Annotated in this window: 26 protein-coding genes and 4 pseudogenes; 20 read left to right on the top strand and 10 right to left on the bottom strand. The window is 69.3% G+C overall.

Features of this window, described 5'->3' with window-relative positions; translation table 11 throughout:
• Positions 1-2 precede the first annotated feature (2 nt).
• The 8 genes from ABVB68_RS01810 to ABVB68_RS01775 all read left to right on the top strand — a co-directional run bounded on the left by ABVB68_RS01810 (position 3) and on the right by ABVB68_RS01775 (position 7,131).
• Positions 3-1,322, top strand: coding sequence for a carboxyvinyltransferase (locus ABVB68_RS01810; RefSeq protein ID WP_353599147.1), 1,320 nt, complete (start codon positions 3-5; stop codon positions 1,320-1,322).
• Positions 1,319-2,554, top strand: a complete 1,236-nt coding sequence (locus tag ABVB68_RS01805; protein WP_353599023.1) for a metallophosphoesterase — start codon at positions 1,319-1,321, stop codon at positions 2,552-2,554. Before ABVB68_RS01810 ends, ABVB68_RS01805 begins: the two co-directional genes overlap by 4 nt.
• Positions 2,554-3,093 (top strand): dCTP deaminase, encoded by a 540-nt coding sequence (dcd, locus tag ABVB68_RS01800; protein ID WP_353599022.1) that lies wholly within the window; start codon positions 2,554-2,556, stop codon positions 3,091-3,093. The genes ABVB68_RS01805 and dcd overlap by 1 nt, the downstream gene beginning before the upstream one ends.
• The gene (locus ABVB68_RS01795; protein WP_353599021.1) at positions 3,090-3,626 is read left to right on the top strand and encodes a dCTP deaminase; all 537 of its coding nucleotides are present in this window, start codon (positions 3,090-3,092) and stop codon (positions 3,624-3,626) included. The genes dcd and ABVB68_RS01795 overlap by 4 nt, the downstream gene beginning before the upstream one ends.
• 23 nt (positions 3,627-3,649) lie before the next feature.
• Positions 3,650-4,738, top strand: a complete 1,089-nt coding sequence (locus tag ABVB68_RS01790) for a glycosyltransferase family 4 protein (RefSeq protein WP_353599146.1) — start codon at positions 3,650-3,652, stop codon at positions 4,736-4,738.
• A 95-nt stretch (positions 4,739-4,833) separates the two neighbouring features.
• A complete protein-coding gene (locus ABVB68_RS01785; protein ID WP_353599020.1) occupies positions 4,834-5,877 on the top strand; it encodes a serine hydrolase domain-containing protein in 1,044 nt (347 codons plus the stop codon).
• A 223-nt stretch (positions 5,878-6,100) separates the two neighbouring features.
• Positions 6,101-6,715, top strand: coding sequence for a DUF433 domain-containing protein (locus ABVB68_RS01780; RefSeq protein WP_353599019.1), 615 nt, complete (start codon positions 6,101-6,103; stop codon positions 6,713-6,715).
• Between the two features lie 8 nt (positions 6,716-6,723).
• Positions 6,724-7,131, top strand: a complete 408-nt coding sequence (locus ABVB68_RS01775; protein ID WP_353599018.1) for a PIN-like domain-containing protein — start codon at positions 6,724-6,726, stop codon at positions 7,129-7,131.
• A gap of 49 nt (positions 7,132-7,180) precedes the next feature.
• Here ABVB68_RS01775 and ABVB68_RS01770 read toward each other — a convergent pair whose 3' ends face one another.
• Positions 7,181-7,411 carry a hypothetical protein gene (locus ABVB68_RS01770; protein WP_353599017.1) on the bottom strand — a complete coding sequence of 77 codons (231 nt, stop codon included), beginning with the start codon at positions 7,409-7,411 and terminating at the stop codon, positions 7,181-7,183.
• A 793-nt stretch (positions 7,412-8,204) separates the two neighbouring features.
• Between ABVB68_RS01770 and ABVB68_RS01765 the strand changes: the two genes are divergently transcribed.
• The 5 genes from ABVB68_RS01765 (at position 8,205) to ABVB68_RS01745 (ending at position 12,752) form a co-directional block, all read left to right on the top strand.
• Complete coding sequence (locus ABVB68_RS01765) at positions 8,205-9,305, top strand: STAS domain-containing protein (protein WP_353599016.1); 1,101 nt, start codon at positions 8,205-8,207, stop codon at positions 9,303-9,305.
• Between the two features lie 160 nt (positions 9,306-9,465).
• Complete coding sequence (locus ABVB68_RS01760; protein ID WP_353599015.1) at positions 9,466-9,978, top strand: DUF5994 family protein; 513 nt, start codon at positions 9,466-9,468, stop codon at positions 9,976-9,978.
• Between the two features lie 126 nt (positions 9,979-10,104).
• Positions 10,105-11,298, top strand: a complete 1,194-nt coding sequence (locus tag ABVB68_RS01755; RefSeq protein WP_353599014.1) for a PP2C family protein-serine/threonine phosphatase — start codon at positions 10,105-10,107, stop codon at positions 11,296-11,298.
• A 202-nt stretch (positions 11,299-11,500) separates the two neighbouring features.
• A complete protein-coding gene (locus ABVB68_RS01750; protein WP_353599013.1) occupies positions 11,501-12,097 on the top strand; it encodes a DUF5994 family protein in 597 nt (198 codons plus the stop codon).
• A gap of 10 nt (positions 12,098-12,107) precedes the next feature.
• Positions 12,108-12,752 (top strand): STAS domain-containing protein, encoded by a 645-nt coding sequence (locus ABVB68_RS01745; RefSeq protein ID WP_353599012.1) that lies wholly within the window; start codon positions 12,108-12,110, stop codon positions 12,750-12,752.
• Positions 12,753-12,845: 93 nt separating this feature from the next.
• Here ABVB68_RS01745 and ABVB68_RS01740 read toward each other — a convergent pair whose 3' ends face one another.
• A complete protein-coding gene (locus ABVB68_RS01740; RefSeq protein WP_353599011.1) occupies positions 12,846-13,328 on the bottom strand; it encodes a DUF5994 family protein in 483 nt (160 codons plus the stop codon).
• A gap of 371 nt (positions 13,329-13,699) precedes the next feature.
• Positions 13,700-13,861 (bottom strand): annotated as a pseudogene (locus ABVB68_RS01735) (site-specific integrase); the annotation flags it as partial.
• A gap of 247 nt (positions 13,862-14,108) precedes the next feature.
• Between ABVB68_RS01735 and ABVB68_RS01730 the strand changes: the two are divergent.
• Positions 14,109-14,372, top strand: a complete 264-nt coding sequence (locus tag ABVB68_RS01730; RefSeq protein WP_353599009.1) for a hypothetical protein — start codon at positions 14,109-14,111, stop codon at positions 14,370-14,372.
• A 181-nt stretch (positions 14,373-14,553) separates the two neighbouring features.
• Here ABVB68_RS01730 and ABVB68_RS01725 read toward each other — a convergent pair.
• From ABVB68_RS01725 to ABVB68_RS01715, 3 genes and pseudogenes are all read right to left on the bottom strand, one after another.
• A pseudogene (locus ABVB68_RS01725) lies at positions 14,554-14,808 on the bottom strand (tyrosine-type recombinase/integrase); the annotation flags it as partial.
• Complete coding sequence (locus tag ABVB68_RS01720) at positions 14,712-15,290, bottom strand: DUF2637 domain-containing protein (RefSeq protein WP_353599008.1); 579 nt, start codon at positions 15,288-15,290, stop codon at positions 14,712-14,714. The pseudogene ABVB68_RS01725 and the gene ABVB68_RS01720, both read right to left, overlap by 97 nt.
• A gap of 88 nt (positions 15,291-15,378) precedes the next feature.
• Positions 15,379-15,669: pseudogene (locus ABVB68_RS01715) on the bottom strand (FtsK/SpoIIIE domain-containing protein); the annotation flags it as partial.
• Positions 15,670-15,695: 26 nt separating this feature from the next.
• On the opposite strand from ABVB68_RS01715, the gene ABVB68_RS01710 reads away from it, so the two are divergent.
• Positions 15,696-16,109 carry a restriction endonuclease gene (locus tag ABVB68_RS01710; protein ID WP_353599007.1) on the top strand — a complete coding sequence of 138 codons (414 nt, stop codon included), beginning with the start codon at positions 15,696-15,698 and terminating at the stop codon, positions 16,107-16,109.
• 280 nt (positions 16,110-16,389) lie between these two features.
• Here the strand turns inward: ABVB68_RS01710 and ABVB68_RS01705 are convergent, their stop codons facing one another.
• Entirely contained in the window at positions 16,390-16,746 is a 357-nt protein-coding gene (locus ABVB68_RS01705; protein WP_353599006.1) for a MerR family transcriptional regulator, read from the bottom strand.
• Positions 16,747-16,839: 93 nt separating this feature from the next.
• On the opposite strand from ABVB68_RS01705, the gene ABVB68_RS01700 reads away from it, so the two are divergent.
• Positions 16,840-17,631 (top strand): amidohydrolase family protein, encoded by a 792-nt coding sequence (locus tag ABVB68_RS01700; protein ID WP_353599005.1) that lies wholly within the window; start codon positions 16,840-16,842, stop codon positions 17,629-17,631.
• A 325-nt stretch (positions 17,632-17,956) separates the two neighbouring features.
• Here ABVB68_RS01700 and ABVB68_RS01695 read toward each other — a convergent pair.
• A pseudogene (locus ABVB68_RS01695) lies at positions 17,957-18,364 on the bottom strand (site-specific integrase); the annotation flags it as partial.
• 16 nt (positions 18,365-18,380) lie between these two features.
• Here ABVB68_RS01695 and ABVB68_RS01690 point away from each other — a divergent pair.
• The 3 genes from ABVB68_RS01690 (at position 18,381) to ABVB68_RS01680 (ending at position 20,649) form a co-directional block, all read left to right on the top strand.
• Positions 18,381-18,791, top strand: a complete 411-nt coding sequence (locus ABVB68_RS01690; protein ID WP_353599004.1) for an HTTM domain-containing protein — start codon at positions 18,381-18,383, stop codon at positions 18,789-18,791.
• Entirely contained in the window at positions 18,784-20,001 is a 1,218-nt protein-coding gene (locus ABVB68_RS01685) for a M23 family metallopeptidase (protein WP_353599003.1), read from the top strand. The genes ABVB68_RS01690 and ABVB68_RS01685 overlap by 8 nt, the downstream gene beginning before the upstream one ends.
• Positions 20,002-20,349: 348 nt before the next feature.
• On the top strand, positions 20,350-20,649 hold the full coding sequence (locus tag ABVB68_RS01680) for a hypothetical protein (RefSeq protein ID WP_353599002.1): 300 nt from the start codon (positions 20,350-20,352) through the stop codon (positions 20,647-20,649).
• A 389-nt stretch (positions 20,650-21,038) separates the two neighbouring features.
• Here ABVB68_RS01680 and ABVB68_RS01675 read toward each other — a convergent pair whose 3' ends face one another.
• A complete protein-coding gene (locus ABVB68_RS01675; protein ID WP_353599001.1) occupies positions 21,039-22,001 on the bottom strand; it encodes an NADP-dependent oxidoreductase in 963 nt (320 codons plus the stop codon).
• Between the two features lie 727 nt (positions 22,002-22,728).
• Between ABVB68_RS01675 and ABVB68_RS01670 the strand changes: the two genes are divergently transcribed.
• Positions 22,729-23,205: an ATP-binding protein gene (locus tag ABVB68_RS01670; RefSeq protein WP_353599000.1), complete on the top strand. Its 477-nt coding sequence runs from the start codon at positions 22,729-22,731 to the stop codon at positions 23,203-23,205.
• A gap of 78 nt (positions 23,206-23,283) precedes the next feature.
• Here ABVB68_RS01670 and ABVB68_RS01665 read toward each other — a convergent pair whose 3' ends face one another.
• Positions 23,284-24,486 (bottom strand): PP2C family protein-serine/threonine phosphatase, encoded by a 1,203-nt coding sequence (locus tag ABVB68_RS01665; RefSeq protein WP_503006002.1) that lies wholly within the window; start codon positions 24,484-24,486, stop codon positions 23,284-23,286.
• Positions 24,487-24,796 lie beyond the last annotated feature (310 nt).

Raw genomic sequence — 24,796 nt, 5'->3', positions numbered from 1 at the left:
TGATGACGACCACCCACGCCCCCAGCGTGGCCGCCGAGGTCATCGCCGTACGTCCAGGGCCGCCGCTCGCCGGCACCGTGAGCGTCGACGGCTCCAAGAACGCCGCTCTGCCGCTCCTGGCCGCCGCGGCGGCCCTCGGCCGCCCGGTCCGGCTGAACAACGTCCCGGACAGCACCGACGTCCAGATCATGCTCACTCTTCTGCAACAGGCGGGCTGGCACGTCGCACAGCCCGTCGGCGAACCGACCACTTACGTGATCCTGCCAACGGAGGCATCGCGGGAACTGCCCGACCTTGCGCAGGCAGCCCACATCCGCGCCTCGTACTACCTCGTCCCCGCCCTGCTCGCGCGTTACGGCCACGCGCGGCTGCCCTGGCCGGGCGGCTGCCGGATCGGTGCGCGCGGGATGGAGCTGCACTTCAAGGTGTACGAGGCATTCGGCGACCGCAGCCGGCAGAACAGCTCCGGGTACAGCATCGAGGCCCTCACCTCTCACACAGGCACCGTCTCCATCGCACCGCCCTTCCGCTCTCGCGGTGCGACCGTGGCCGCAACACTGCGCGCCCTCACGACCGGCCGCCCCTTACGGCTGGGCCAACCCAACCTCTCGCCCGAAGTCCTGAGCGTGCTCGACGCCCTGAGTTCGGTGGGCTGGGAGACGCACGCCGGCGAGCATGTACTCACTCTCTCACCGCCCTCCTCGCCGCCGACTGCCCCCGCTGCCTGGACAGTGCCCGGAGACAAGATCGAGGCAGCCACGCTGGCCTGCGCGATCGCCGCGACGCGCGGTACTGCCCGTATCGACGGCGTGCAGGGCAAGGACATAGGCTCGTTCGTGGCTGCCCTTCATCAGCTCGGCATCCCCGCAGACGCGCAGCCTGACGGCCTTACTGTCCGCGCCCAGGAGACAGCCCCCACTGGCCGTCCCCTGCGGGCCATCGCCTCCCTGAGCCCGGCCGGCCTGGACGCCGACTTCGAACCACCGCTCATGGCACTCGCCCTCGGACTGCCCGGCACGCACCTGTTCGCCGACGCCATCAATCCCGGCCGCCACGGCAACCTGCTGCCGCAGCTGTCCCGCCTGGGCGCCGAGATCGAGGAGATCTCCCCCACCGAATGCCGCCTGACCGGGCCCCAGCAGCTGACGGGCGCGGGCGTCGAAGCCACCGACATCCGCACCGGGTCCGCCCTCATGATCGCGGGCCTCACCGCCCGAGGCATCACAACCATCGGCGGCCTCGACCAGCTGCGCCGCGGCCACGCCGACCTGTCCGGCAAGCTGCGCGCCCTGGGCGCCGACATCTGCGAGGTCACCCCATGACCACCGACAGCCGCAACCTCCGCCAGATCGTTGCCACGACCGACGTCCACTCCTCCTTCCACAACGCCGCGTCATTCCTGACCCACCTCCACGCGCTGCGCCCGACCTCGCTCATCGTGGACTGCGGCGACTTCTTCGAAGGCAGCGGCTACTACCGCCTCGCCCGCGGCACCATCGAGCGGGAGATCCTGCTCAAGCTGTACGACGTGCTGGCCCCCGGCAACCACGGCTGGCCCCACCACTTCGAACCCGACCTTCACCGGCGCACTGTCTGCGCCAACGCCGTCGACGCCAACACCGGCGACGCACTCTTCCGCCGCCTTTACATCGCGGACATCGCTGGACGTCGCGTCGGCGTAACCGCTGTGATCAGCCGGCAAGCCTTCCACTCGATCCCGGCCGCCCAGCGAACCGGCCACTGCGTCACCGATCCGGTGCAGGCCCTGCGCGACCTGATGCTCGTTCACCACCACGAGCTGGACAGCTGGGTCCTGCTCAGCCACTCCGGCTTCGACGAGGACCGGAAACTCGCGGCAGCCTGTCCCTTCCTCGACCTGGTCTTCGCCGGGCACTGCCACAGCGATCAGTACGGGCCCGTCCGGGTCGGCGACACACTGGTCGTCAAGGGCCGGGAACTCGCCGACGGCTATGCCATCGCCACACCCGTGGGCACAGGATGGGGTGCGGGCCCCACGTCCTTCCCGGATCGGGCCCCGAGCGTCCTTCCCACGGAGCTAGCGGGCCTGTGCTCACGCATCGAGGACGTCAAACAGCAGCTGGCCGGCGTCCTCGGCCCGATCAGACCGGCCTACCGCCACCAGACCCTCGACCGGCGCAGCCTGCTCCTGGACCTCACCGCCCGCCTGCGTACGGCACTCGGGGCAGACGCGGTCATCCTCAACGAGACGGCACTACGCGCCGTACCACTCGGCGACACCCTCGCCCAGGGGGACCTGCTCTGCATCGAGCCGTTCGCCAACCAACTGGTGCACGCCCCCGTACCTGAGCCTGCACGCAGCGACCTCCCCAGCTGGCTGTCACATCTGACCACCCAGACCGGGCCGCTCGTCACCGCCCCCGACCCCTTGCCGGACGCCATCACCACCGTGCTGACCACCGACTACCTCGCCGACACCTACCTCGGCGAGCGCACACACGAGGCTGGCCTGCGCCTGGACCAGGCCGTCCAGCACGTCCTCACCGCTCCCGACACCGCGGAAGGCGACAGGTAATGATCCTCACCGGCCCGGAGATCACCGCTGCCGCTCACGACGGCCGCCTCCGCATCACCCCGTTCGCCGCCGACCAGGTCAACCCCAACAGCTACAACGTGCGTCTGGGCCCCACCCTGATCACGTACACGAGCACGGTCCTGGACGCCCACCGGCCCAACCCCACCCGCGCAACCACCATCGGCCCGGACGGGCACGTCCTCCAGCCAGGCGAGCTCTACCTCGGCCACACCCTCGAAGAGGTCGGATCCGACACGTTCGTGCCGCTGCTGTTCGGCCGCTCCTCCGTCGGACGTCTCGGCCTGTTCGTCGAGATCACCGCCCCCATCGGCGACATCGCCTTCCACGGCCAGTGGACGCTCATGCTCACCCCGATCCGACCTCTGCGCGTGTATGCCGGCATGAAGATCGGGCAGATCATGTTCTTCCTCTCCACCGGTGCCGTGAACCCCTACCGCGGCAAGTACCAGGCCGCCACAGGACCGCAGCCCTCCGCCTACTGGCGAGACCTCGCCCGACTCCGGGCGGTGGCATCGTGATCCTCACCGGCCCCGCCATCGCCGCCGCCGTCCAGGCCGGCGAGATCACCATCGACCCGTACGAGCCCAGCCGCCTCTCCCCCAACGCCTACGACTGGCGCCTCGGCGACACGATCCGCGTCTGCGACGGCGACCTCGACGCCGCGACCCCCACCGCCTTCACCGAGCAACCCATCCCTGACACTGGCCTGGTTCTGCGCCCTGACCTGCTCTACCTCGGCATCACGCTGGAGCGGACCGGTTCGGAGACGTACGCGCAGCTGCTGAACGGCGACCGCACCACCGGCTCCCTGGGCATCTGGGTCCACGTGTCGGCTCCGCTCGGACACCAGGGCCATGCGATCCGCTGGACGCTGGAGATCCGCGCCACGCGACCGGTGCGCGTGTATCCGGGCATGACCTTCGGCAAGCTCGTCTTCCTCACCACCTTCGGCGCCCCGGCCAGCTACCAGCAGCAGCCCGCCAAATACGCGTCGACAGACGGCATCGACATCTCCCGCCTTTACGAGGAGATCGACGGAGGAGCGCGGTGAACGCTCGCTCGGCCACGGGCCCGATGGCCGCCACCTTCCTGGATCTCCCCGCCGGAAGCCCCGGCGGCAGCGTCGAACTCTTCCTCGACCTCTACACCGGCCAGCAACCCCTCATCCCGGCCCGCGCCTTCATGCTCACACCACCTGGTCACGCTCCCCGTCCACCCGCCGGACTCAACCTGCTGCCCGTGGCAGGCAAATGCCTGGAAGGGACGGCCTTCAGCCGCTACGTCGCCACCCTGCGCAGAGCGCTTACAGCCGCGGTCGATCCCACACAGATCGACGTCCTCCACTTGCAGCACCTCGTATTCGGCGCCACACCGGCCCTCATCCGCGCTCTGCCCGCCCATCCCCGGATCGCCCTCGTCCACGGCACGGACCTCCTCTTCGCCGAGACCCACCGAGACCAGCTCCAAGTGCTGCGCGAGACAGCCAGGGCCGCCGACGCCATCGTGGTCCCCACCAACGCAATGGCCGACCGCCTCCTCAAACTCGCCCCGCAGATCGAACGCCGCAAGATCACCCACATCCCCTGGGGTATCCCCGACCACCTGCTCACCGCCCCGCCCGCCCGGCCGGCACGCACGTCCACCAGCCACCTGCGGCTCCTGTACGCAGGACGCCTGACCGCCGAAAAGGGCGCCGAGACCCTGATCAAGAGCCTGGCTCCCGTGCCCGGCATCGAACTGAGCGTCGCCGCGCCCAGAGCCCAGTTCCACGCACTCGCCCCACTGCTCCAACGAGCAGGCGTACGAGCGCGCTACCTCGGCTGGCTCCGCCGCCCACAGCTGTGGAAAGCCTTCACCGAACACGACGTATTGGTCATGCCGTCCACCACCCTGGAAGCCATGGGACTGGTCGCGCTGGAAGCCCAAGCGTGCGGACTGCCCGTCCTCTACCAACCCGTACCCGGCCTCAGCGAAGCGCTTGCCGCTTCCGGCATGGCCACCGACTTCAACCACTCCGCCGCGCTCGCGCGCGACCTCGACCGGCTGAGAAAGACACCCGGACTGCTGACCACCCTGCGACAGGCGGGCTACTCCAACGCGGCACGCCATCCCCTCTCGGCGACCGCACGGTCCCTGACCGACCTCGGCCGACAGCTCACCTGAAGCGACCGCCGGACGACCCGACACGGTCACTACCCGAACCGCCCCGCGAACGTAACTACGCTGACCGACGGGATACCCCGGCGAAGAGGGAGACCATGACGTACGACCGCGACCGCATCGAAGCCCTGCTCGACGAGGGAGTCCGCGACAAGGTGTATCCCGGTGCCGTGTGGGCCGTCGGCGACGCCACCGGCACCCTCGCCCAGGGCACCACCGGCGTCCTCGACCCCGACGAGCCGGACGTGCCAATGCGCACCGACACTGTCTTCGACGCGGCCAGCCTCACCAAGATCCTGGCCGTCTGGTCCTCCATCGGCGCCCTGTGGGAGGACGGCACCCTCGACCTCGACCAGCCGCTCGGCAGCTTCTGGCAGGAGGTCACCGGGCACCCACTCGGAGCCGTCACCGCCCGGCAGTTGCTGACGCACACCGCCGGCGTCCCACTGCGAGCCCAGCTGAAGAACCTCTACGGCGCCGACCCGGACGACATCCGCCGCGGCGTACTGCACGAGCCACTCCACCGGTCACCCGGCGAAGCCGTCGAGTACACCGACCGCGCCGCCCTCATCCTCGGCTACCTCGCCGAATACCTCTCCGGCCACCCGTTGGACCAACTGGCCACCGCCCGCACCTGGCGCCCACTGGGCATGACCTCCACCCGCTTCGGCCCCCTGCCCGCCGAAATCGCCGACCGCTGCGCACCGACCGAACTCGACCAGGACACCGACACCCACCTGAAGGGAACGGCCCACGACTTCTCCGCACGCCTCCTGGGCGGTGCCTGCGGTATCGCAGGCGTCTTCACCGTCCTGGACGACCTCGCCGCCTTCCTCCGCTACATGCTTGACGGCTCCACGTCCCGCACCAGCGCAGGCTTCACGACCGCGTGGACCGCATGCTCCCTGACCATTCAGACCGGCGGGCTCCAGCCGGCCCGTGGACTGTTCTGGCACCCCGCCCCTGGTACGTCCGTGGAAGAGGATGTGTGGGTCCACTACGGCTTCACCGGCACAGGGATGTGGATTTCGCCTGCTCGGGGCCGGTGGGCAGCACTCCTGACCAACAAGCTCTACTACACCCGCGACCGCGCGCCACTGACCGATGTCCGCAACGCATTCCGCGCACTCGCCTTCGTGTAGGGAACTGGACCGAGGGGCCGGGTTCTAGCCCAGACACCGATCCGAGAAGCCCCTCCAGCTGCGGGCGCCGCCAGCACGGTCGTACCCGCTGACGGACGCCTCGCAAGCAACTACTATTCCGGCATTCGGGCTACGCCTGGGGGGCAGAGTGAGTCTGTGGGATGCTCGCGTCGCTGAAGCGCGATTCAATCGTCGCCGAGAAGCTCGCGAGAGGAGGTGAATCATGAGCTTCCCCGTAGACCTCACAGCGGCGCTCAGCGGCGCCTCGGTCGCACAGTTGCACAGCTGGCGACGTACCCACTTGCTGGAGCCGGAAGTGCAGGACAACCCGGTCCGCTACTCATTCCGCGACGTGGTGGCACTCCGCACGTTCGTATATCTACGCAGCAAACTGCCCCTGCAGCGTATCCGAAAGGCTATGGATCAGCTGCGCAAGTGGGACCTGACCGAGCATCCGGCTGCCTACAAGCTCGTCACTGAAGGAGATTCAGTCTTCCTCGTACAGGAGGAACGAGCCATCGACCTTGTCCGTCGGCCCGGTCAAGAGGTGATCTACAGCTTGGCCAACGTCTTCGCGCCCTTCGAAAACATGCAAGGACGTTCGGTCGCAGACTTCCGCCGTCCTCGGCCACACCTGGAGGTCAAGGAGAACAGGCTCGGAGGATGGCCGACCATCCAAGGGACACGCGTACCGTACGACGCTGTCGCCAAATTGGTCGCCGGAGGCGTCGCACCTGCCGAAGTACATCGTTTCTACCCGACCGTCGAAGTGTCCGGAGCGGCAGACGCAGCGGACTTCCACCAGGAGGTCGTGCAGATCGGCGGTCGCGCTGCATGAGGTTCTTCTTGGACGAGAACGAGACGCCGGCCATCCTGCCCCCTCTGAGCACAGTCTTCTTCCATCACGAGTTCCGCACCGCCCATGACGAGGGGCTGTCGGGGGTGACGGACACAGAACTCATACGCGCAGTCAGTGACCGCGGCTTCGACGCAATCATGACGCAGGACCGCAACCAGTTGTCGAACCGGGACGAGCGCGACGCACTCATAGAGACCGGCCTCCACTGGATCGGCCATCGTCAACCCGACGCGGACGGCCTGCTGTACATCGTGAACTCCACGGCCGCCTACCTCGCGGCCATGCCGCACATCCTGGACGAGATAAGCAACCTCACGGGCGCCCATGCCTTCCACGTGCGCAACCTTCCCCTGCTGAAGGGCCAGCGCGTCACAGTCAGCCGCCTCAAGACATGATCCTTCGGACGCCCTGTCGTCGGGGGCGTGCTGAGCCGTCCGGACGGGTTCAGCGGTTGATCCACCGCTGCATGAGTTCGGGGTAGCGATCCCCGTTGACATCGATCCGGTCGGCCGTCTCGGTGATCTCCTTCAAGTCCGCCGGGGCGAGCACGATGTCGACCGCGCCGGCGTTCTCCTGCATACGGGCCTTCTTCGTCGTGCCGGGAATCGGCACGATCCAGGGGTGCTGGGCTGCAACCAGACCAGCGCGATCTGCACGGTGGTCGTTCTCTTGCATGCGGCGATGGCCGACAGCCCGGCCAGGGCCTGGCTGGCTGCGCGGGCCTGCTCGGTGAACCGCGGGAGGGTGCCCCGCAGGTCGGTGTCGCTGAACGACGTGGTGCTGGTGATGGCACCGGTCAAGAAGCCCTTACGAGCGGGCGGAAGGGAACGACCACGCCCAACCGGCGCAGGGAGTCCTCGACTGTCGCCCGGATGTGCTCGGGACGGCTGTCCAGGCCGGTGGCTTGGGAGCTGTCGAAGGAAGCCGAACTTGATGGCGATGACGACCTCGTCGCGTACGGGGGTCAGTGCCTTGCCGACGAGTTCCTCGTTGGTGAACGGGGCGTAGATCGATGCCGTCGGTGTTCCGCAACGCCTTCCGAAAGCTGGCTTTCACTTAGGAACCGGTCCCCCTGGCGTGGGACGTTTCGCTCGGATTGGTTCGGAGACCCGGTGGACGGAGGTCGCGTCGCGTGCGGGTTCGGAAGTGAGCTGGCATTCAATTCGTCCACCCGCACTGCCGTCCGTCTTTGATCACGGGCGGCAGCGCTGTGCTTTGCACAGGGGGCCTGCGCGGCGGCCAGTGCTGTCCGCAACCGGCGCGCATCCGGTGGCACCTGTCGCGACAGGGCAGGGCGGGGTGGCGCCCATGCCCTTACCCCGTCGGCCCTCGGCTGTGAGGTGCGCGTCCTTCGACGCAGCCGCTTCCGGTTGCGGCCGACGTACGGTTGAAGTACCGAGGGCATCACGCACTCCGGCCCCACGCCGGGTCGTCCTCGGCGAGAGACGAGTGAATCCGGGCCGCCCCCGTGGTCGGCGCGGAGACGGGTCGGCACCATGTCCGCCGCGGTCGAAGCAACTCAGCGCAAGCTCATCACGGCAGGAACCGCGCCGAGCGCCCGCGCAGGTCCGCAATCCCGCCGAGGAGAGACGTGATGGCCCTTTCCCGGCTGGACATCCATCGGCGGAACCGAGGAGAACGAACGCTCGTCACGCTTGCCGGCGACATCGGGCCAGCCACGACGCCACTGCTGCGCGCCGCGGTGGAGCAGTGTCTGTTGGACGGCGTCACCGAGATCGACATCGACCTGGCCACGGTCGGCTCCTGCGACACGAGGGGCTTGGACGTCCTCCTGTCGGCAGCACAGCGCGCCGGCCGGGTCCACGCTCGCCTGCGGCTGCACCATCCGTGCGCGCGGATGGCACGGCTCCTGGATGTCACCGGATCGACTTCGCTGCTCATTACGGACCCGGCGAGTCCCGTGCCGCCCACCGCGTCCGGCGACCTCATGAGTACCGCGACGCGGGCGCCCGAGGACCCCGTTCGTCGGCCGGACCAGCCGGTCCTCAGGGACGGGATCCGCCTTCGCAGGCTGACCCGCCGGCAGGCAGAGGACATGCGCGAGGACATCGCTGACCTGGCTGCGGAGTCCGTCGCGGGCACCGGCGGCGAGGCGTACCTCGATCGCGGGGACTTCCTGCACCGCTTGGCGGTCACCGCTCACCGCCCCGGCTTCGCCCTGCTGGTCGCCGAGACGACGGTGCTCGTCGGTTGCGCCTTCGGTTTTCCGATGGGCCCCGACGGCAGCGGCCGCCGGCAGGGCGGCGGAACGCTCCAGGAGATCATCCAGCGGCTCACCTCCTGCGCGCGGTTCGTCGTCCTGACCCAGGTCGTGGCCCATCCGCACGTTCAACACCGCGACATCGCCCACCGCCTGCAACAGCGTCTCCTCACAGACCTACACTCCTCCCTCGGCATCACCCTGCTGCATCCTGCCGACCAGACAGGACAAGCCGCCTTCTCGTCCTGGGGCTGGCAGAACATGGGTGAGGTCGTGGGGCTGCACGGCGCCGTCGCCCCCTGCGTGCTGACCTTGTCCGCCGAAGGAACAGCTCTTGCACGCCGGTGATGCGGCAGTGCGATGGCTGCGTGCCACGCCGTCTGCCACAGCCGGGAGTAATCTGAGGCATACCGAGAACTTCCGGGCGCACGATGACGGCGGCGCCGTTCCCGGCGAGTGACACGAGACGGGCAGCCGGAAACCGCACGGCCCGGAACGGGATCGCACGATGAACGCCATCACACAGCCCGCCGAAGGTACGGCGCCAGGTGACGGACACTCCTACCGCATGCCCTTGCCCCGGCTGCGCCTCACCCCGGACGTCAGCCATGGCCCTCTGGACGGCGCATGGTGGCCGCGCTGCGACGCACTGGAACTGGAGCTGCCCGTACTGGTCGGCTCCTTGGATCCGAGCATCGGCACCATCACCCGCGTGACCGTGGGGACGGCCGCCTGGCCCGATGCCCCGCAGGAGGTGATGGCACCCGGCCACGTGATCGAGGTGGTGCTGACCGATTCCGCCGCCGAGGCGCATGCCATCACCGTGGACTGCGGCACCGTGGGGCGCTGGGAACTGCTGGTGATCCCCCCGGACGAGCCGGGCCGAGTGGCCACCCAGCTGCTGACCGCTGCTGCCGACCCCGCGAACCCACTGTCGGCTCCGCGCCTGCTGGCACTCGCCGAGAGCGGCCTCGACGGACAGGACACTTGGGAGTCGGAAGGCGGAGCCGGACCCAGGTAAGCAGCCCAACCGGCTCCACCCGACCGGCGGGCCGGGCATCCACGACCGCATGATGGAGCCATGGCACCGACAGATCCGTTGTCATCCCGGCTCACCCCCCGAAACGTGACCGCGGAAGGCGAGGGGATGACAGCAGGACGGCGCCCGGACCGGTCCGAGAGCTTCGGGGAAGCGCTCCTCGGAAAGATCCTCGACAGCGCGCACGAACTCCCACCCCATCGCATCGGGTCCCTGGTCGCCGACGTGGTGGACCGGCTCGGTGGCCACCGTCCGCAGGTGCTGTTGCAGGACTACGGCCAGTTGGTGCTCGTACCGCTGCCCGGTGAGGGCCTCACCGGCGGGGAACCGCAGGTGATCGACGACTCCGAGGCGGGCCGCTGCTTTCTCGACGCCGTCCCCGTGGAGGTGCGCGAAAAGGACGGCGTCCGGGTCCATCTGCCCCTGCTGGACGGCGGTGACCAGGTGGGGGTCATGGCGGTGACGCTGGACAGCGTCGATGACGACGACCGTCGCCTGCTACTCAGAATCTCCGGCCTGGTGGCCGACCTTCTGGTGACCAAGCACGGCTACTCCGACCTGTTCTTCGGCGTCCGACGCGATGAGGCCATGAGCGTCGCCGCGGAGATCCAGTGGTCCCTGCTGCCACCGCTGGCCATGATCATGCCCAGGGTCGCCGTGGCCGGAATCCTGGAACCCGCCTACCACGTGGCCGGCGACAGCTTCGACTACGCGCTCAACGACGACGTCCTCCACGTGGTCATGATCGACGCGATGGGGCACGGACTGGACGCGGCCACGATGGCCACCGTGGCCATCGGCGCCTCCCGCCACGCCCGCCGCGCCGGCATCGGACTGTCGGAGATCTACGAGTTCATGGACCGCGCCGTGGCCGAGCAGTTCGGTCCCGAGCACTTCGTCACCGCGCAGATGCTGCAGCTGGACACGACGACGGGACGGGTGCAGTGGGTCAACGCCGGGCACCCGCCGCCGATCCTCGTCCGCGACCACCGCGTCGCACAGCGTCTGGTCGTCCCGACGACCCTTCCCGTCGGCCTGGGCGGTGCAGAGCCTTGGGTGAGCGAACTGGGGCTGGTGCCCGGGGACCGAGTCCTTTGCTTCACCGACGGAGTGGTCGAGGAGCACAAGAGCGGCGGGGAGGAGTTCGGCGAGGACCAGCTGATCGACTGCGTGAACCAGCTGGAGAGGACCGGCCGCGGCGTCCGGGCGGTGACGCGCTCCCTGTCCCACACGCTCAAGCAGGCGCGCGGCGGACAGACCAGCGACGACGCGACGCTGCTCATGGTGGAGTGGCGCGGCTGACCTCTCGTCCCCGCCGTCCGTCACCGTTGCACGGCCGCAGGTACCGCACATCCGTGCGATCACTACGCCTCGCCGCCAGTCAACGCGGAGTAGTGTGGGCAGTACCGAGGGCATCTCGCACACCGGCTTCCACGCCGGGTCGTCCCCGGCGAAGGATGACACCCGGGCCGCCGCATAGGTGGCCCGGAGACAGGTCCGCACCATGTCGGCGACCTTGTACCCCACCCTGCCGCACCGCGAGCCCGTCGCAGCCCCGGCCGCGCGCCTCGCGCTGAAGACCGACGGCGCCTCCCGCGGGCTGTTGGACGGAGCCTGGTGGCCACGGTCCCGGGACCTGCTCAGCGAACTGCCGGCGCTCACGAACGTGTTGGACCCCCTCTGGGGCCGCATCACCCGTATTGCCGTCAACCCGGAGCACTGGCCGGTCATCCCCCGCAAGATCCCCGTGGACGGGCACATCATCAAGGTCGGCTGGTTCACGTCGGAGATCGACCCCCACAAGCTGCTGCTGCTCTCCTACGGCACCGGCCGTTGGGATCTCCTCGTCGTTCCGCCCGAGACCGGGGCGGAGTCGGCGGCCCGGCTGATGGCAGCCGCATCCGACCACGACGGCCCACCCCTGACCGCCGGCGCGCTGATCGCCGCGGACGCGGCCCGGCACGCCGTCTCCCGCACCGACCAGGCACTGGACCCGGACGAGGCATGGGAGTACGAGGGCGGCGCCCCGGCGGTGTCCGTGGCCGCCAATGGACAGACCGGTCCGCCAGGGCCGGCCAGCCGGCTGATCATCGGTATGTGAGGTGGCCGCCATGAACGCCTTCCTGACGGCCATCGCTTTCCTGGTCCTCGTCGCAGTGGCGGCGTACGTGATCCACCGGCTCGGGCTCCAGCACGCCGACAGGATCGCGGCGTACCGGTACAGCACTCCCCGGCCCGGTCGCCGTGGCCGGGGCGCGCCCCAGCCGCACCCCGCACCATGGGTCGGCATCCGGGCGTCCGACCGGCCGCCGAGCCCCACCGCCCACCCGGCCCGCGGCGACGCGAGCCCGGGGCGTGGACGCAGGCTCTGGAGCACCCGAGGGTCCGAGCATCCGAACCGAGGCGTCATGACTCTTCCGCGGCTGAACATCTACCGGCACGACCGTGGCGCGCGGGCCCTGGTCACCCTGGCCGGTGTGATCGACCCCGTCACCGCGCCCCGGGTGCGCGCCGCTCTGGAGCAGTGTCTGCGGGACGGGATCACCCTCATCGACGTCGATCTGACCACCGTCGACCGCTGTGACGACAGCGGCCTGCGCGTCTTCCTCGACGTGTCGGAGCATGCCGCCGAGGCTCAGGCGTTCCTGCTGCTGCACCACCCCTCCCCGCAGACCGAACGACTGCTCATGGACACGGGCTCCGACGGTCTGCTCTACCCGATGAGGCCGGGAGGGGCGCGCCCTCAGCGGGCCTGACGTCGGCAGAAGCGCCCCAGGGAACGGGCCGCCTGACGGAGAGCGCTGGTGCGCCGGTCAAGCCGTACGCCGGTCGCGCCCCGCGCCGCCCCGTCAGCCCACAGGACCACGCCCACTCCCGGTGTCGATGAGGATCTGTTCCGCGTCGCTGACGTTGTCCACCCAGACCGCCTGGGCCATCGCGGCACGGGCGGCATCCGGTGCCGCGTCGGGCGGGACGACCAGCAGCGAGAAGATGTCCCGGTCGCCCCGGGTGATCAGGACCGTGTCGTCACCGACCGGGAAGGAGTCGATGTGCACCACGTGGTCGTCCACGACGATACGCGTCGGGAGACCCTCCCAGACGGCGGCATCCAGCCCCACACGGGACACGGGGCCGAGGTGGGCGACGAGGGCACTCAACAGGGCGGGCAGCTCGGCGCCGATGTCGCGCGAGCGCGGCCACCACGCGCCGTCAAGGACGCCTTTGCGTGATTCGGTCGTCTCCAGCCGGAGAAGCGCACACCCCGGCCGCACGGTCTCGTGGACGCCACTGGGCAGGCGCCAGGGAACAGGTGGTGTATCCGAGCTGGTCATGATGACCACCCGTCCGTAGGACCGGTGCGACGACGGGACTCCGCCCCGCAGCTCCACGCTACTCCTGGCGCCACGCACATCGACGTCCGCAAGATCGCCCGACCTCTCCCCCCGCCTCGACGGAACGGATCCAGCACACATGAGGTCGGAAAGCCCCGTGAACACTTGAGAACTTTGGAGTGGTGTTTTCCCAAGCCAGAGGCACTCCGACCGACGTTTCCGCAGGTCACAGCCCCGCCCAGGGAAAACTCCTAAAGCGGGTGTCGCAGGTTCGAATCCTGCCGGGGGCACAGACAGAAGGGCCAGCTCAGGAGGAGTTTCCTCCCAGGCTGGTCCTTCGGCGTTTCAGGGGTCGTGCCACACGCGTGCCACTACGGGCCCGCAGGGTCCTTCTCGGCGGCCCCGCAGGCCACTCCCCCGCCGCCCCGGATCATGGCCCCGAGCCGATCAGCGATGGTCCGGTCACGGTCGCTGGTCATGTGCTGATAGATCAGCGCGGCACGGGAGCGACTGTGACCCATGCGGGTCATCCAACGGTTCTCCCCGGCAGGCCAGGGTGGCGCGGCCAACTGTATGTAAGCGAGCAGTCACCGCGGCCGCATCGATCACAGATCTGACACGAAGTCATTAAGCGCCCCGCAGCACCCATTCTTGCCCTCACACTGACTGCGCCATAAAACGAACTTGGGGGACGGTCATGGCCTACAACCCGAGCCCGCACACCGCCCTGTGCGACAGCGAGAAGATTTGGATCGGTAAGTAGCTAAGCGAGGACACACCGTGCGGCTGCGCTGGCGTATTCCCCTTCCCGGCCCGTTCTCCATAGGCGGCAGCATCCCCCTGACTGGCGGACGGCGGCGTCGCAGCGGCGGCGGGGCCGGCTGTATCACGGCGCCGTTGTTGCTGCTGTGGTGGTGCTTCGTCTTCGAGGCGTGGGTCTGCTGGTGGATCTTCAAGCCGTTCTACATCATCGGCGTACTGATCCACCGGAGAGCCACTGGGCAACGCACGCCTATCTGGCGCAGTAGGGGCGGCTGGTGGTGACCGAGGAGCGGCGAAGAGGGTACAAAGCTAGGACCAGATGGCTTTTGGCTCCACATCTGACGGCCAAGCTCCCCATGCCGCGTCGCTGGTTCGAATCTCGCCGGGAAAAAGAAGGGCCAGCTCAGGAGGGCTCTCCCCCAGGCTGACCCTTCACCGTTCGAGCGCAATGCGGTCCGTGCCGCTACGTGTCTGCAGGGGCCTCGTCGGCGAAGTCCAAGGCAACTCCCCCGCCATCTCGGATCATGGCCCCGAGCCGATCGGCGATGGTCCGGTCACGGTCGCTGGTCATGTGCTGGTAGATCAGCGCAGCCCGGGAGCTGCTATGCCCCATCCGCATCATCAGCTCCCGCGTACTGGCCCCGGCCGTCGAGGCCAGCGTGTTGCCCGTGTGCCGCAGATCATGGAAGTGCAGCTCGGCCGTGACGCACGCAGCTCGACCGCCGGTGTCGCAGGAGACGCCGGGGGCTCCGGTGCGGGATCGGGCCCGTCCTCCTGGTCCTCGATGCCCTCCGGCACCTCCTGCCGCACGGCGTCACCGGTTTCGTCGGGCGCGGTCGGCGACGAGTGGACGAGGAGGGTTCCACCGAGGAAGGCGACCGCGGGCCAGCCCGCGACGAGGATGCGGAGCCAGGCCGGCACGTGGTCCAGGTCGAGCAGCCCGGCGGTGGCGACGTTCGCCCCCAGGGACGCGGCGAGTGCGATCAGGAACCAGCACCACCCACCTGCTTTGGCCTCACCGGACCGCAGTCGACGCCAGGCGGCGACGAGCAACAGGTCGACCGAGACGGGATAGGCCCACGCCTTCCACCCGTCCTGTCCGGCCGCCGAGGCGACGTCGTGCAGGTGGGCGAAGGACAGCGCGGCGGCGATGACCGCTTGGACGAGCACCGCGTCGACGCGGGCCAGGTGGGCGCGCATGCTGCGGCTCCTTCCGGGTTCGGGCATGGGAGGGGTAGGGACATGGCGTGAGGCGGTCACGCCGACCGGGGGCAAGGACGGGTGCGGGTCAGTCGGTCACCGGTCGGGGACGCACGACCGGGCACGGTGTCTCGACGGGTCGCACGGGAACATCAGGCCGGAAGCGGTTGAGCACCGGCAGCTCGGGGACCAGGTGCGCCGATTCGCGGCAGGTCTCGGCCGCGTCGCCGAGGGAAAGGTACGGCGTGCGACTGCGGGACCAGCCCCCGGAGGTGTCACCGGCCACGGCGAGACCGGGACGCTCAGGGGCGATGGCGCAAGCCGCGGAGACCGCCTCGGGGGCGATGTCGCCCAGGGCCATCTTGGCGGAAGCTTGATTTTGTCGCAGGCCTGGACAGCAGGCCCGTGCTGGTGAAGCTGACGCCCACCGAGTTCGAGCACCTGATTCGCCAACTGTTCGAGGCGATCGGCATGGAGGCCTGGAACACCCAGGCGTCCAAGGACGAAGGCGTTGACGCAGTGGCCGTCAGCAAGGACCCCGTCTTCAACGGTGAATGCATCATTCAGGCAAAGCGCTACAGCAAGCTCGTGGGTGTTGAGTCCGTCCAGGCGCTCGCCGGAGTGGTCGAGCACAAGCGTGCCGCCAAGGGGGTCCTGATCACCACGTCGTGGTTCGGTAGGGCCAGCCACGACTTTGCCCGCCAACATGGCCGGCTCCAGCTCATCGAAGGGCCGGAACTCAAGTATCTGATCAAGGAACACCTTGGCAAGGATGTGATCCCGGGCCCGGTCCCTCCCAGGAGGCGCCCCTCGCGCTGAGGCCTACGGACCGCCCACTCACGCCGAGGAGCTGGGCCGTCTCTGGCCCGTCCGAGGCCGCTCGGCAGTGGCCAATGAAGACCAACGACGACCACCAGGCCTACGTGCCCACCGCCTCTGAGCAGCGAAAACGCAGGTTGCCAAGACCCCCGGCAAGAAGAAGTAAGCGGGCACGAATATGTCCCTACCTGAATACGTGGCGTCGCTCAGCACCAGCACCTCGCCGGGAGTCGGCACGCCAGGACATAGGCATCGGCCGTCCTCACGATGTCTTGGCCGTTCAGCCGCTGCGCTCCTCTGCGACGGCGATCGTCCGGCGGAGCAGTTCTCGGGCCGCCGCCAGGCTGGCGGCGCGACGGTCCAAGTCGTTCAGTTGGGCACGCAGTTGGTCGAGGACACCAGGGCACGGGCGCAAGGTGGTGTCGTCGGCAGTGCAGGGGAGGACCCGGCGAATGATGCGTGTGGGAAGGCCGGCGGCGAGCAGGGCGCGGATCTGGCGCACGGTTTCGACGGTTTCCTCGGCGTAGTCGCGATAGCCGTTCGCGCGTCGTTCCGACCGGATCAACTCGACGTGCTCGTAGTAACGCAGGAGGCGTTCGCTGACTCCCGTGCGGCGTGAGAGCTCCCCGATCAGCATGTCTGCTCTTCCACTTGACCTTCCAACGGTGTCAGGGTGCAACGCTGCTCGGGCCGGTCGCATTCCGGGCCGGCCACCTCGCACAGGGAGACAATGATGATCATTGACGCGCACAGTCATGTCCACGACCCGGTTGAGGATCACATCGCGCTGCTGGACGACGCCGGAGTGGATCGCGCAGTCCTCTTCAGTACACGGCCGCACCCGGAACGGGCCACGAACCTGAAGATGTTGCGTCGCGAGATGGCTGTGCTGGATAAGGCGATCGGGGGCCGGGCGAACGGGGTCGAGGGGTACCGGACCGCGTGGCGAGAGCTGGATACGGTATTGGCCGCCTACCCTGACCGTTTCATCGGCTTCAGGAGTGTGCCGCTGGACCTGCCGGCAGATCGGATCGCCGAGATAATCGACCGGGAGGTGGTCGGGCACGGCCTGCGAGGAATCGGGGAATTGACACCACCTCCCGGACGGGCAGACCTCATCGAGCCGGTGTTGCGATCAGCGGCGGACCACGGCGACCTGCCCGTGGTCGTTCACGGATTCGCACCGACCACGGCGGACGACCTGCGGACTCTGGCTCGTCTGGCGGCCGGGTATCCGACCGTGCCCCTGGTCATCAGCCAACTAGGGGGGCTGAACTGGATGGACGCGATCGAGTTGGTCCGGGATACCCCCAGCATGTTCCTGGAACTGTCGACGGCCCACCTGATCTTTGCCGTCCGGCTGGCCATCAAGGAGCTCCCGGACCGGACCCTCTTCGGCTCAGACGCTCCCTACGGAGACCCGGTCCTCACGCGCGCGACCGTCGAGCGCGTCACCACACCAGGTGAGGTACGGGACATGGTGCTGGGAGGAACGGCCGCCCGGCTCCTCAATCTCACCTGAGGACTGTTCCGCACGAGGCAGCGCCACGTCGTCCAGAGCGCCGTCAGCCGTATCCCTCGGCACGGCGGTGGGTTGCTGTACAGCAGCGAAGTACAGCAACCACCGTGACCGCAGCCGACCGTCAGAAGCCGTCGATGGTCGGCTGACCAGCCCACCAGACCTCAATGACCACCCAGCCGAGAGTTCGGGACGAAGACGTCGCGTGCCACAGTCGTGCCAGATGCAGGGGTCAGCAGCGGTCAACAAGGGCGTCTCGCGGTGCATCCGCGCCCTCCAACTCGGTCGGCGAAGCAGCAGGTCACCGGCAAGGCGCCCCAGCCTCTCTCCGGTGAGCCTCCTTGGCCGTGGCCGCGGTTGCCTCCTGCTCCAGGCGCACGAGGAACCGGCGCACGTCGGCGACGCCCAGCGATTCGAGCCGCTTCGCGCCGAGGAGCGGCACCAGGTAGAGCCGGACGTGCGCCTCGTACTTGTCGTACGTGCTGAGCTTCCGCCGGGGCTTGATGACGTTGTCCGGCCGGTACGGCAGCCACTCGGAGAGCTTGGCCGACCGGGTCGGCACGGGTACGCCCTGGTCGACCTTGTCGAGGAGTTCCCGGCGCTTGGCGTCGCACTCGGCCCAGGTCTTGCCGTAGGCGAACTTGCGGGCGCGGGTGCCGTCCGGCTGGAGCACGTAGACCGCGCACTGGAAGCGGCCGTCCTTGCGCTTGGTGATGGTGCCGGCGCCGTTCGGCAAGGTGTGGCAGGACGGCGTGGCGATGTACTACATCAGCCGCATCACCGGCTTCCAGATGTCGGCGACGTATACGCACCTGATGAGCAACGCCTTCCTCACCACCGCCACCAGCTACTTCACGATCTTCATCGAGCTGGCGTTGCCCTTCGCGATCCTGTCCACCCGTTCCTGGATCCGAAAGGCCAACACCCTGGCCCTGGAGGGCATGCACCTGGGCATCATGGCGTGCATGGGTCTGGTGTGCTTCGGGCTGTTGATGATCGGCGCGGACTGCACGTGCCTGCGCGACGAGGACTACAGGTCGATCGCGCGGCGCTATCGGTCCGTCAAGGACCGCCTCGTGCAGCGCAGTAGGCCCCTGCTGCCGGCGCGCGGCATGACATCCGTGGCGATGGCGGCGGACAGGGACGGTGCGGCCGGTGCCTGAGAAAGCCGGAATACCGGCGGAACCCCGCCGCACGGGACAGCCGGCGGCCGACCTGCTGTTCAGGTTCCTCACCGCCGAGCGCGCACAGCGGGAGGTGCTCGCCCCGCGGGTCGTTGCCGCCGTGGGAGGTGAGCGGCTCGACCAGATCCTGGACGGCACCCGCGAACGCGTCGGCGAGATCACCGGGGTACGGGACCATCCCGACGGGCTGGTCGTCGAAGGCACCAGGGGGCGTGCACTTGCCTTCGCCACCACACGCGACGGTCAGGTGCTCGACGGGCTGCTGATCGCCCCGGGCCCGTACCGCGTGCCGCGGCCGCGCGTCCCGCACGGGGCGCGAGCCGCCCTGGTGTGGACCGTGTGGGTACTGCTGCTCGCCGCACGCATCGACGCGTGCTGGCAGGCCCCTTCCCGCATCGCCTGGTGCGGCCGTCTGCTCATCGTCGCGGCCGGCTACCTGCTCATGGAGGGCTGGCAGAGCCCGGCTCGGCTGCCGTGGTGGATACGCCGGTCCGTGGAGGCCGGCGCGCTGGTGGCCCTTGCCTCCGCGTGCCGGCTGCCCAGGCTGCCCACGTCGGGCGGCGGTGAGGCCGAACTGGTGGTGGGCGTGGCCCTGCTCGCCGGCTTCGGATGGTTCCTGCTCCGGGCGCGCCGCCATCGCTGGGGAACCGCCGTGTCCCGGCCTCTCACCTTCCCCCTGCGGAACGGGAAGTGGTACATCGCGCAGGGTGGCGGGGCCCGCCTGAACCATCACGCGTCCTTTCCCGAGCAGCGCGGCGCCCTGGACGTGATCCAGATCGGTCGGGGCGGTGCGCGCGCACGCGGCACCGGCCTGCGCGGGGAAAACGAGAGCTATCTCGTGTACGGGCAGAGCCTTTACGCCCCGTGTGACGGCACGGTCGTCTCCGCCGCCGATCACCTCGACGACCAGGAACCCGGCACGATCCGATACCAGCCCCCCTACGGCAACCACGTGTTCATCGACACCGGCGCCGAGATCGTCAAGCTCGCTCACCTGCGCCGCGGCACCGTGGCGGTGAAGACGGGCGATCCTGTGCGCGCCGGGCAACTGCTCGGCGAGGTGGGCAACTCCGGCAACAGCACGGAGCCCCACCTGCACATCCACGCCGAACGCGACGGCCTGGGGCTCGATCTTCAGTTCACGGGCGTCACCGGCCCGCTGTGCCGGGGCCGGACTGTGCGCACGTAGCGGATCATCTGTTCAGGTGTGTGCGACATGACGGACCTGGTCGCCGCCCCCTCGAAGATCACGGCCCCGACGTCGTGCTTTACCGGGCAGGTTCACAGACTGCCCGACGCGCCGGAAGCTTACGGGGCCATGATCACTCGCCCCATGGCAGCTCCAGCCCGAAGTCTCGGAGCCAACCTCTCGCCGTTGTCAGCCCTCAGCAGGAGAGATGCTGGGGAGAGCACCCTCGTCGTGTGACCGTTCGGGGCATCCTTGCGCGTCCGTCGGCGGTCCCGTTGGACCATTGCCTGTGGTCGCCCGCGAGAGGAGAATCCCCGCTGATCAAAGGGAGATCTGATGCTCGGCTTCATGGACTGGTCCGTATTGGCGCTGGGGTGTGCGCTGGTCCTCACGAGTCTCGGCGGCTGGTGGTGGGAGCGGACCAAGGTCCAAAAGGGAGCAAGTCCCGATCGGAGCAGGCGCTTCTTCGCGGCCTGGCTCCCCCTGCTCATGGGCGTGGAGTTGATCGGCGCCAAGGTGCCGCACCTGCTGCACGCGCCGTACTCCGTCGCCATGATCGTGGACGCTCTCAACTTTGTGCTGATATTCACCGTGGCGGTCTTGGCCTTCTGGATGCTTCGAGAGCGTGATCTCCGCACCAACGGCTGACGGCAACGGTCTCCGGGCCGTGCCGCTCTCGTGCCAGAACGGGCAGTGCGGCGCCGTCGTCGTTGTGCGCCCCGGCGGCGACCGCGCCCGGCGCCGGCGCCGGCGTGGTCTCGAAGAGCCGCGGCCGGCCGACGGCTCACGGCGTCGGCCGCGCGGGCAGAGGTCGGCCCCATCATTGGGCGGCTCCTATGGGACGCACACAGCACCGCAGTGACGCCGGCGCAGCAGGGCGTGCCCCCGGCCCCCACGCCGTCGCCGGCCCCCACGCCGTCGCTCGCCGCGGCGGCGGCTCGGTACCCGGTCGCCCTTGCGGTGTGCGCGGCGGCTCTGGTCGTCCAGCCGGGCCAACCGGGTCAGCCAGGCCAACCGGGTCAGCCAGGCCAGCCGGGCTAGAGGGCGCCCTCGTAGTCGGGGGCGGGTTCGGGCCAGTCCACCTTCACCACGATCTTGCCCCGGGTCCGCCCCTCCTGGTTCAGCCGCTGCGCTTCCGCCGCCCGCTCCAGCGGAAACGTCTGCGACACGTGCACGGACACCACGCCCTCCTCGGCCAGCTCGGACAGCCGTGTCAGGTCGCCGGGGTCGGGGCGGACGAAGTAGTACAGGCCGCCGTAGCTGACCACCTCCGGGTCGGCGATGGAGACCAGGCGGCCCTCCGGCGTCAGCAGGTCCGCCGAGGTCTTCGCCGTCTCGCCGCCGATCGTGTCCAACGCCGCGTCCACGCCCGCGGGCGCGAGCGCCCGCACCCGTTCGGCCAGCCCCTCGCCGTACGTCACCGGTTCGGCGCCGAGCGAGCGCACGTAGTCGTGGTTGTACTCGCTCGCCGTACCGATGACCCGGGCGCCCAGGTGGGCGGCGAGCTGGACGGCGATCGAGCCGACCCCGCCCGCCGCGGCGTGCACGAGCACGGTCTCGCCCGCCTTGACCTCCATCACCTTGTTCAGTGCCTGGAAGGCGGTGAGCCCGGCCAGCGGCAGCCCGGCCGCCTCCTCGAAGGAGAGGTTGCGCGGCTTGCGGGCCAGCGTGCGCACGGGGGCGCCCACGTACTCGGCGAAGGTGCCCCGGGAGAGGAAGTCCTCGCGCACGTAGCCGATGACCTCGTCGCCGACGGCGAACTCGGGGACCGAGGCGCCCGGCTGCACCACCACCCCGGAGACGTCCCAGCCCGTGATCACCGGGAAGACGGCGTCGAGGATGCTGTCCAGATGGCCCTCGCGGCACTTCCAGTCGACGGGGTTCACCGCCGCGGCCCGCACCTTCACCAACACCGTGTCGGGTCCGACCTTGGGATCGCGGACTTCGCCGTACTCCAGCACCTCGGGGCCGCCGTACCGGCTGTAGCTGATCGCCTTCATGGCTTCGACCCTCCAGGTATGCGAACGCCACGCAGGCCGGATGACCCGCTATGAGCTGCGTGCGTGGCAGCCTTTCACCAGTCAACACCTCGTACCCCTGAAGACGAGCACCATGACCCCGCTTCACCGGGAACACGCCTCCCGTGACGTGGCCGTGTGGCGGTGCGGGGCGTCTCGGATCACCTTTCGAGTCGCCGCCGCGGATGCGGGGCGCACACACGATCGTCTTTGCCATGGAGGCAGCGGTTTCGTCCCTGGGCGGCAGGGAGCGGACGACGGGGCGAGCAGGAGCAGGCCGGGTCACGGGGGGAGACCGGGCCTGCTCCTGCGGCGCCCGCATGTCTCCCCCCGGAGGCTGGGCGCCGTGACCCCGCCCGGGGGTCACTTCCATCAGCGCCCGGCACGACAGGAGTGTCACGGGTTGACGGTGATGGTCGCCAGGCCCGCACGTCCGTGAAGACGCACACCTGACATCGCCGCGTACCGGTCACGGAAAGCGCACACAGCAGGGCTGGGCGCCTGCCGGCCGGGACCTTCAGGTCGTGCCACCAGGCAGGGGCCCGACACGGTCGTCCCGGCCGCGGGAAGATCATTCACAACGCTCGCCCGACCGCCTCGACCGGGATCCGAAGAGATGCCGTCGAGGCTGTCCACCGAGTGGTCGTGCCTGTGGCGGGGTTGAGGGGGTATGCGCTGTACGTCGGCGGGGTCGGTGTGAGGCGGCTGGATGGGCGAGGCGGCGGAAGACGACGGCGGAGAGTCGCTGGTCGACAGGCCGGTGTCGGTGGCTGCGGCGTTCGAGGGCAGTGCGGAGATCCCCGAGGCCCGAGACCTGGCCCGGTCCTTCCTCGTCAACCTGCGGGCCGTACATGGGCTGCCGGTTTCCGGGCGGGCGATGGGCACGGTGCAGCTGGTGGTGAGCGAACTGGTGACCAACGCCCGCAAGTACGCGCCCGGCCCCTGCCTTCTGACGTTGGAGATCGAGAAGGGAACCGTCGAGGTCAGTGTGTGGGACAGCAGCACGATGCTGCCGTCGGTGCTGGCAGGGGACCCCGAGCGGATCGGTCGGCACGGCTTGGAGATCGTCACGGCGGTGTGCCGGAGCTTCGCCGTCCACCGCGAACCGGTGGGCAAGCGGATCACGGCGGCTGTCGTCCTCGCCGATGATCCCGGCGGAGCCGCTGGCGGCCACCGGGCGCAGTGAGCCAGGGCCGCCGGTTCCAGGGCAGTGGAACGGCGAAGCCCCGGCACACGGCCGTCACGATCTCCCGCACCGTCCCGGTCAGGGCGGCCCGGTCGTTCCGTCCAGGCGAACGACGACCATCGCGATGTCGTCGTCTGCGCCGCTGGTGAGGTCCAGGCGGGCGAGGAGGGTGTCGGCGAGGTGTTCCGGGCCGAACCCGGTGCAGGTGGCCAGCATGTCGGTCAGCCGGGTCAGGCCGGTGTCGATGTCCTCGCCGCGGCGTTCGATCAGGCCGTCGGTGTAGAGGAGGAGAATGTCGCCCCGGGTGTAGGTCGTGTTGGCCTGGGGGCGGGGGACGTGTTCGGGGCGGGCGCCCAGTGGTGGGTCGGTGGCCTGGTCGAGCAGGTCGCAGGTGCCGTCCGGGTGCAGCAGGACGGGCGGGGGGTGGCCGGCGCTGCTGTAGATGAGCAGATGGCTGTGGCAGTCGATGAGGACCTGGACGGCGGTGGCGGCCAGTGCTCCCTCGACCGAGCGCGCGTACAGTCCCAGGACCTCCAGTGCCTGGGCGGGGCCGTGAACCGTGCGGGTGGCGGCGCTGAGCGCGCTGCGCAGTCGGCCCATGACGGTCGCGGCCGTCAGGCCGTGGCCGACCACGTCGCCGACCGCGACGGTGAAGCGGTCCCCGGGCAGGTCGACCGTGTCGTACCAGTCGCCGCACACGTTCAGTGCTCCGACCGCGGGCAGGTAGCGCACGGCGATGTTCGGGTGCCGGCCGAGGTCCGGAGTGTGGAGCATGGTTTCCTGCAGGGCCACGGCGATGCGCCGTTCCCGGGCGTGCGCCCGTTGCAGTTCCTCGTTGAGCTTCTGCAGCTGCCGTGCCCTGGCGTACAGCTCGGCTTCCATGGCCGCCTCCCGGCCGGGGCTGACCGACGCCTCGAGCGCGGTGCGGCGGGCGCGGACGACGTCGGTCATGTCCTCGGACCGGTGGAGGATCCAGACGACCTTGCCGTCCGGGCCGAGGACAGGCACGTTGATCGCGGTCCACCAGCGCTCCTTGAACACCTCGGGGTTGCCGGGGACCGGGATGTCGTACCTCTGCAGCGCCATGTGATCGGTCTGGCCGGAGGACAGCACCCGGTGCAGGGAGGCTTTCAGCGTCTCCATCCCGTCGGCCTCCGGGTCGGCGGCGTTGTCCGGGAAGACGTCGAAGAGGTACTGCCCGACCAGCTCGGCCCGGCTACGTCCGGTCACCTCGCAGAAGGCCGGGTTGGCAGCGGCGATCACCAGGTCCGTGCCCACCATCAGGCACGGGCTCGGAAGGACGGCGAACACCGCCGTGTAGTCGATCTCCGGTGCCGTCACACGTATGTCCCTGCGAGTCGCTCCCTCCCAAATCTACGAAAAGGCCAGCTGCCGCGCCCGCCGAGCCCCCCATGGGCAGGGGGGTGGGGCTGCGTACTCCCCCGCTGCCGCGCCCGCCGAGCCCCCCATGAGCAGCGGAGGTGGCGGCTGCGTACTCCCCCGCTGCCGCGCCCGCCGAACCCCCGTTGGGCAGCGGAGGTGGCGGCTGCGTACCTCCCCGCTGCCGCGCCCGCCGAGCCCCCCATGAGCA

This window comes from Streptomyces sp. NPDC096012, from assembly GCF_040426375.1.
Taxonomy (GTDB): Bacteria; Actinomycetota; Actinomycetes; order Streptomycetales; family Streptomycetaceae; genus Streptomyces.
Note: the sequence above shows the minus strand (reverse complement) of the source record. Positions and strands in the feature narration are given on the sequence as shown.

Bases quoted from the DNA above. Each gene is read 5' to 3' on its own strand.
- ABVB68_RS01745 (WP_353599012.1), top strand. From the start codon at position 12,108: ATGAACGCCTTCCTGACGGCCATCGCTTTCCTGGTCCTCGTCGCAGTG.
- ABVB68_RS01790 (WP_353599146.1), top strand. From the start codon at position 3,650: ATGGCCGCCACCTTCCTGGATCTCCCCGCCGGAAGCCCCGGCGGCAGC.
- ABVB68_RS01780 (WP_353599019.1), top strand. From the start codon at position 6,101: ATGAGCTTCCCCGTAGACCTCACAGCGGCGCTCAGCGGCGCCTCGGTC.
- ABVB68_RS01785 (WP_353599020.1), top strand. From the start codon at position 4,834: ATGACGTACGACCGCGACCGCATCGAAGCCCTGCTCGACGAGGGAGTC.
- dcd (WP_353599022.1), top strand. From the start codon at position 2,554: ATGATCCTCACCGGCCCGGAGATCACCGCTGCCGCTCACGACGGCCGC.
- ABVB68_RS01665 (WP_503006002.1), bottom strand. From the start codon at position 24,486: ATGGTGGGCACGGACCTGGTGATCGCCGCTGCCAACCCGGCCTTCTGC.
- ABVB68_RS01805 (WP_353599023.1), top strand. From the start codon at position 1,319: ATGACCACCGACAGCCGCAACCTCCGCCAGATCGTTGCCACGACCGAC.
- ABVB68_RS01770 (WP_353599017.1), bottom strand. From the start codon at position 7,411: ATGCAAGAGAACGACCACCGTGCAGATCGCGCTGGTCTGGTTGCAGCC.
- ABVB68_RS01700 (WP_353599005.1), top strand. From the start codon at position 16,840: ATGATGATCATTGACGCGCACAGTCATGTCCACGACCCGGTTGAGGAT.
- ABVB68_RS01810 (WP_353599147.1), top strand. From the start codon at position 3: ATGACGACCACCCACGCCCCCAGCGTGGCCGCCGAGGTCATCGCCGTA.
- ABVB68_RS01680 (WP_353599002.1), top strand. From the start codon at position 20,350: ATGGACTGGTCCGTATTGGCGCTGGGGTGTGCGCTGGTCCTCACGAGT.
- ABVB68_RS01755 (WP_353599014.1), top strand. From the start codon at position 10,105: ATGACAGCAGGACGGCGCCCGGACCGGTCCGAGAGCTTCGGGGAAGCG.
- ABVB68_RS01750 (WP_353599013.1), top strand. From the start codon at position 11,501: ATGTCGGCGACCTTGTACCCCACCCTGCCGCACCGCGAGCCCGTCGCA.
- ABVB68_RS01760 (WP_353599015.1), top strand. From the start codon at position 9,466: ATGAACGCCATCACACAGCCCGCCGAAGGTACGGCGCCAGGTGACGGA.
- ABVB68_RS01720 (WP_353599008.1), bottom strand. From the start codon at position 15,290: ATGCGCGCCCACCTGGCCCGCGTCGACGCGGTGCTCGTCCAAGCGGTC.
- ABVB68_RS01740 (WP_353599011.1), bottom strand. From the start codon at position 13,328: ATGACCAGCTCGGATACACCACCTGTTCCCTGGCGCCTGCCCAGTGGC.
- ABVB68_RS01675 (WP_353599001.1), bottom strand. From the start codon at position 22,001: ATGAAGGCGATCAGCTACAGCCGGTACGGCGGCCCCGAGGTGCTGGAG.
- ABVB68_RS01705 (WP_353599006.1), bottom strand. From the start codon at position 16,746: ATGCTGATCGGGGAGCTCTCACGCCGCACGGGAGTCAGCGAACGCCTC.
- ABVB68_RS01670 (WP_353599000.1), top strand. From the start codon at position 22,729: ATGGGCGAGGCGGCGGAAGACGACGGCGGAGAGTCGCTGGTCGACAGG.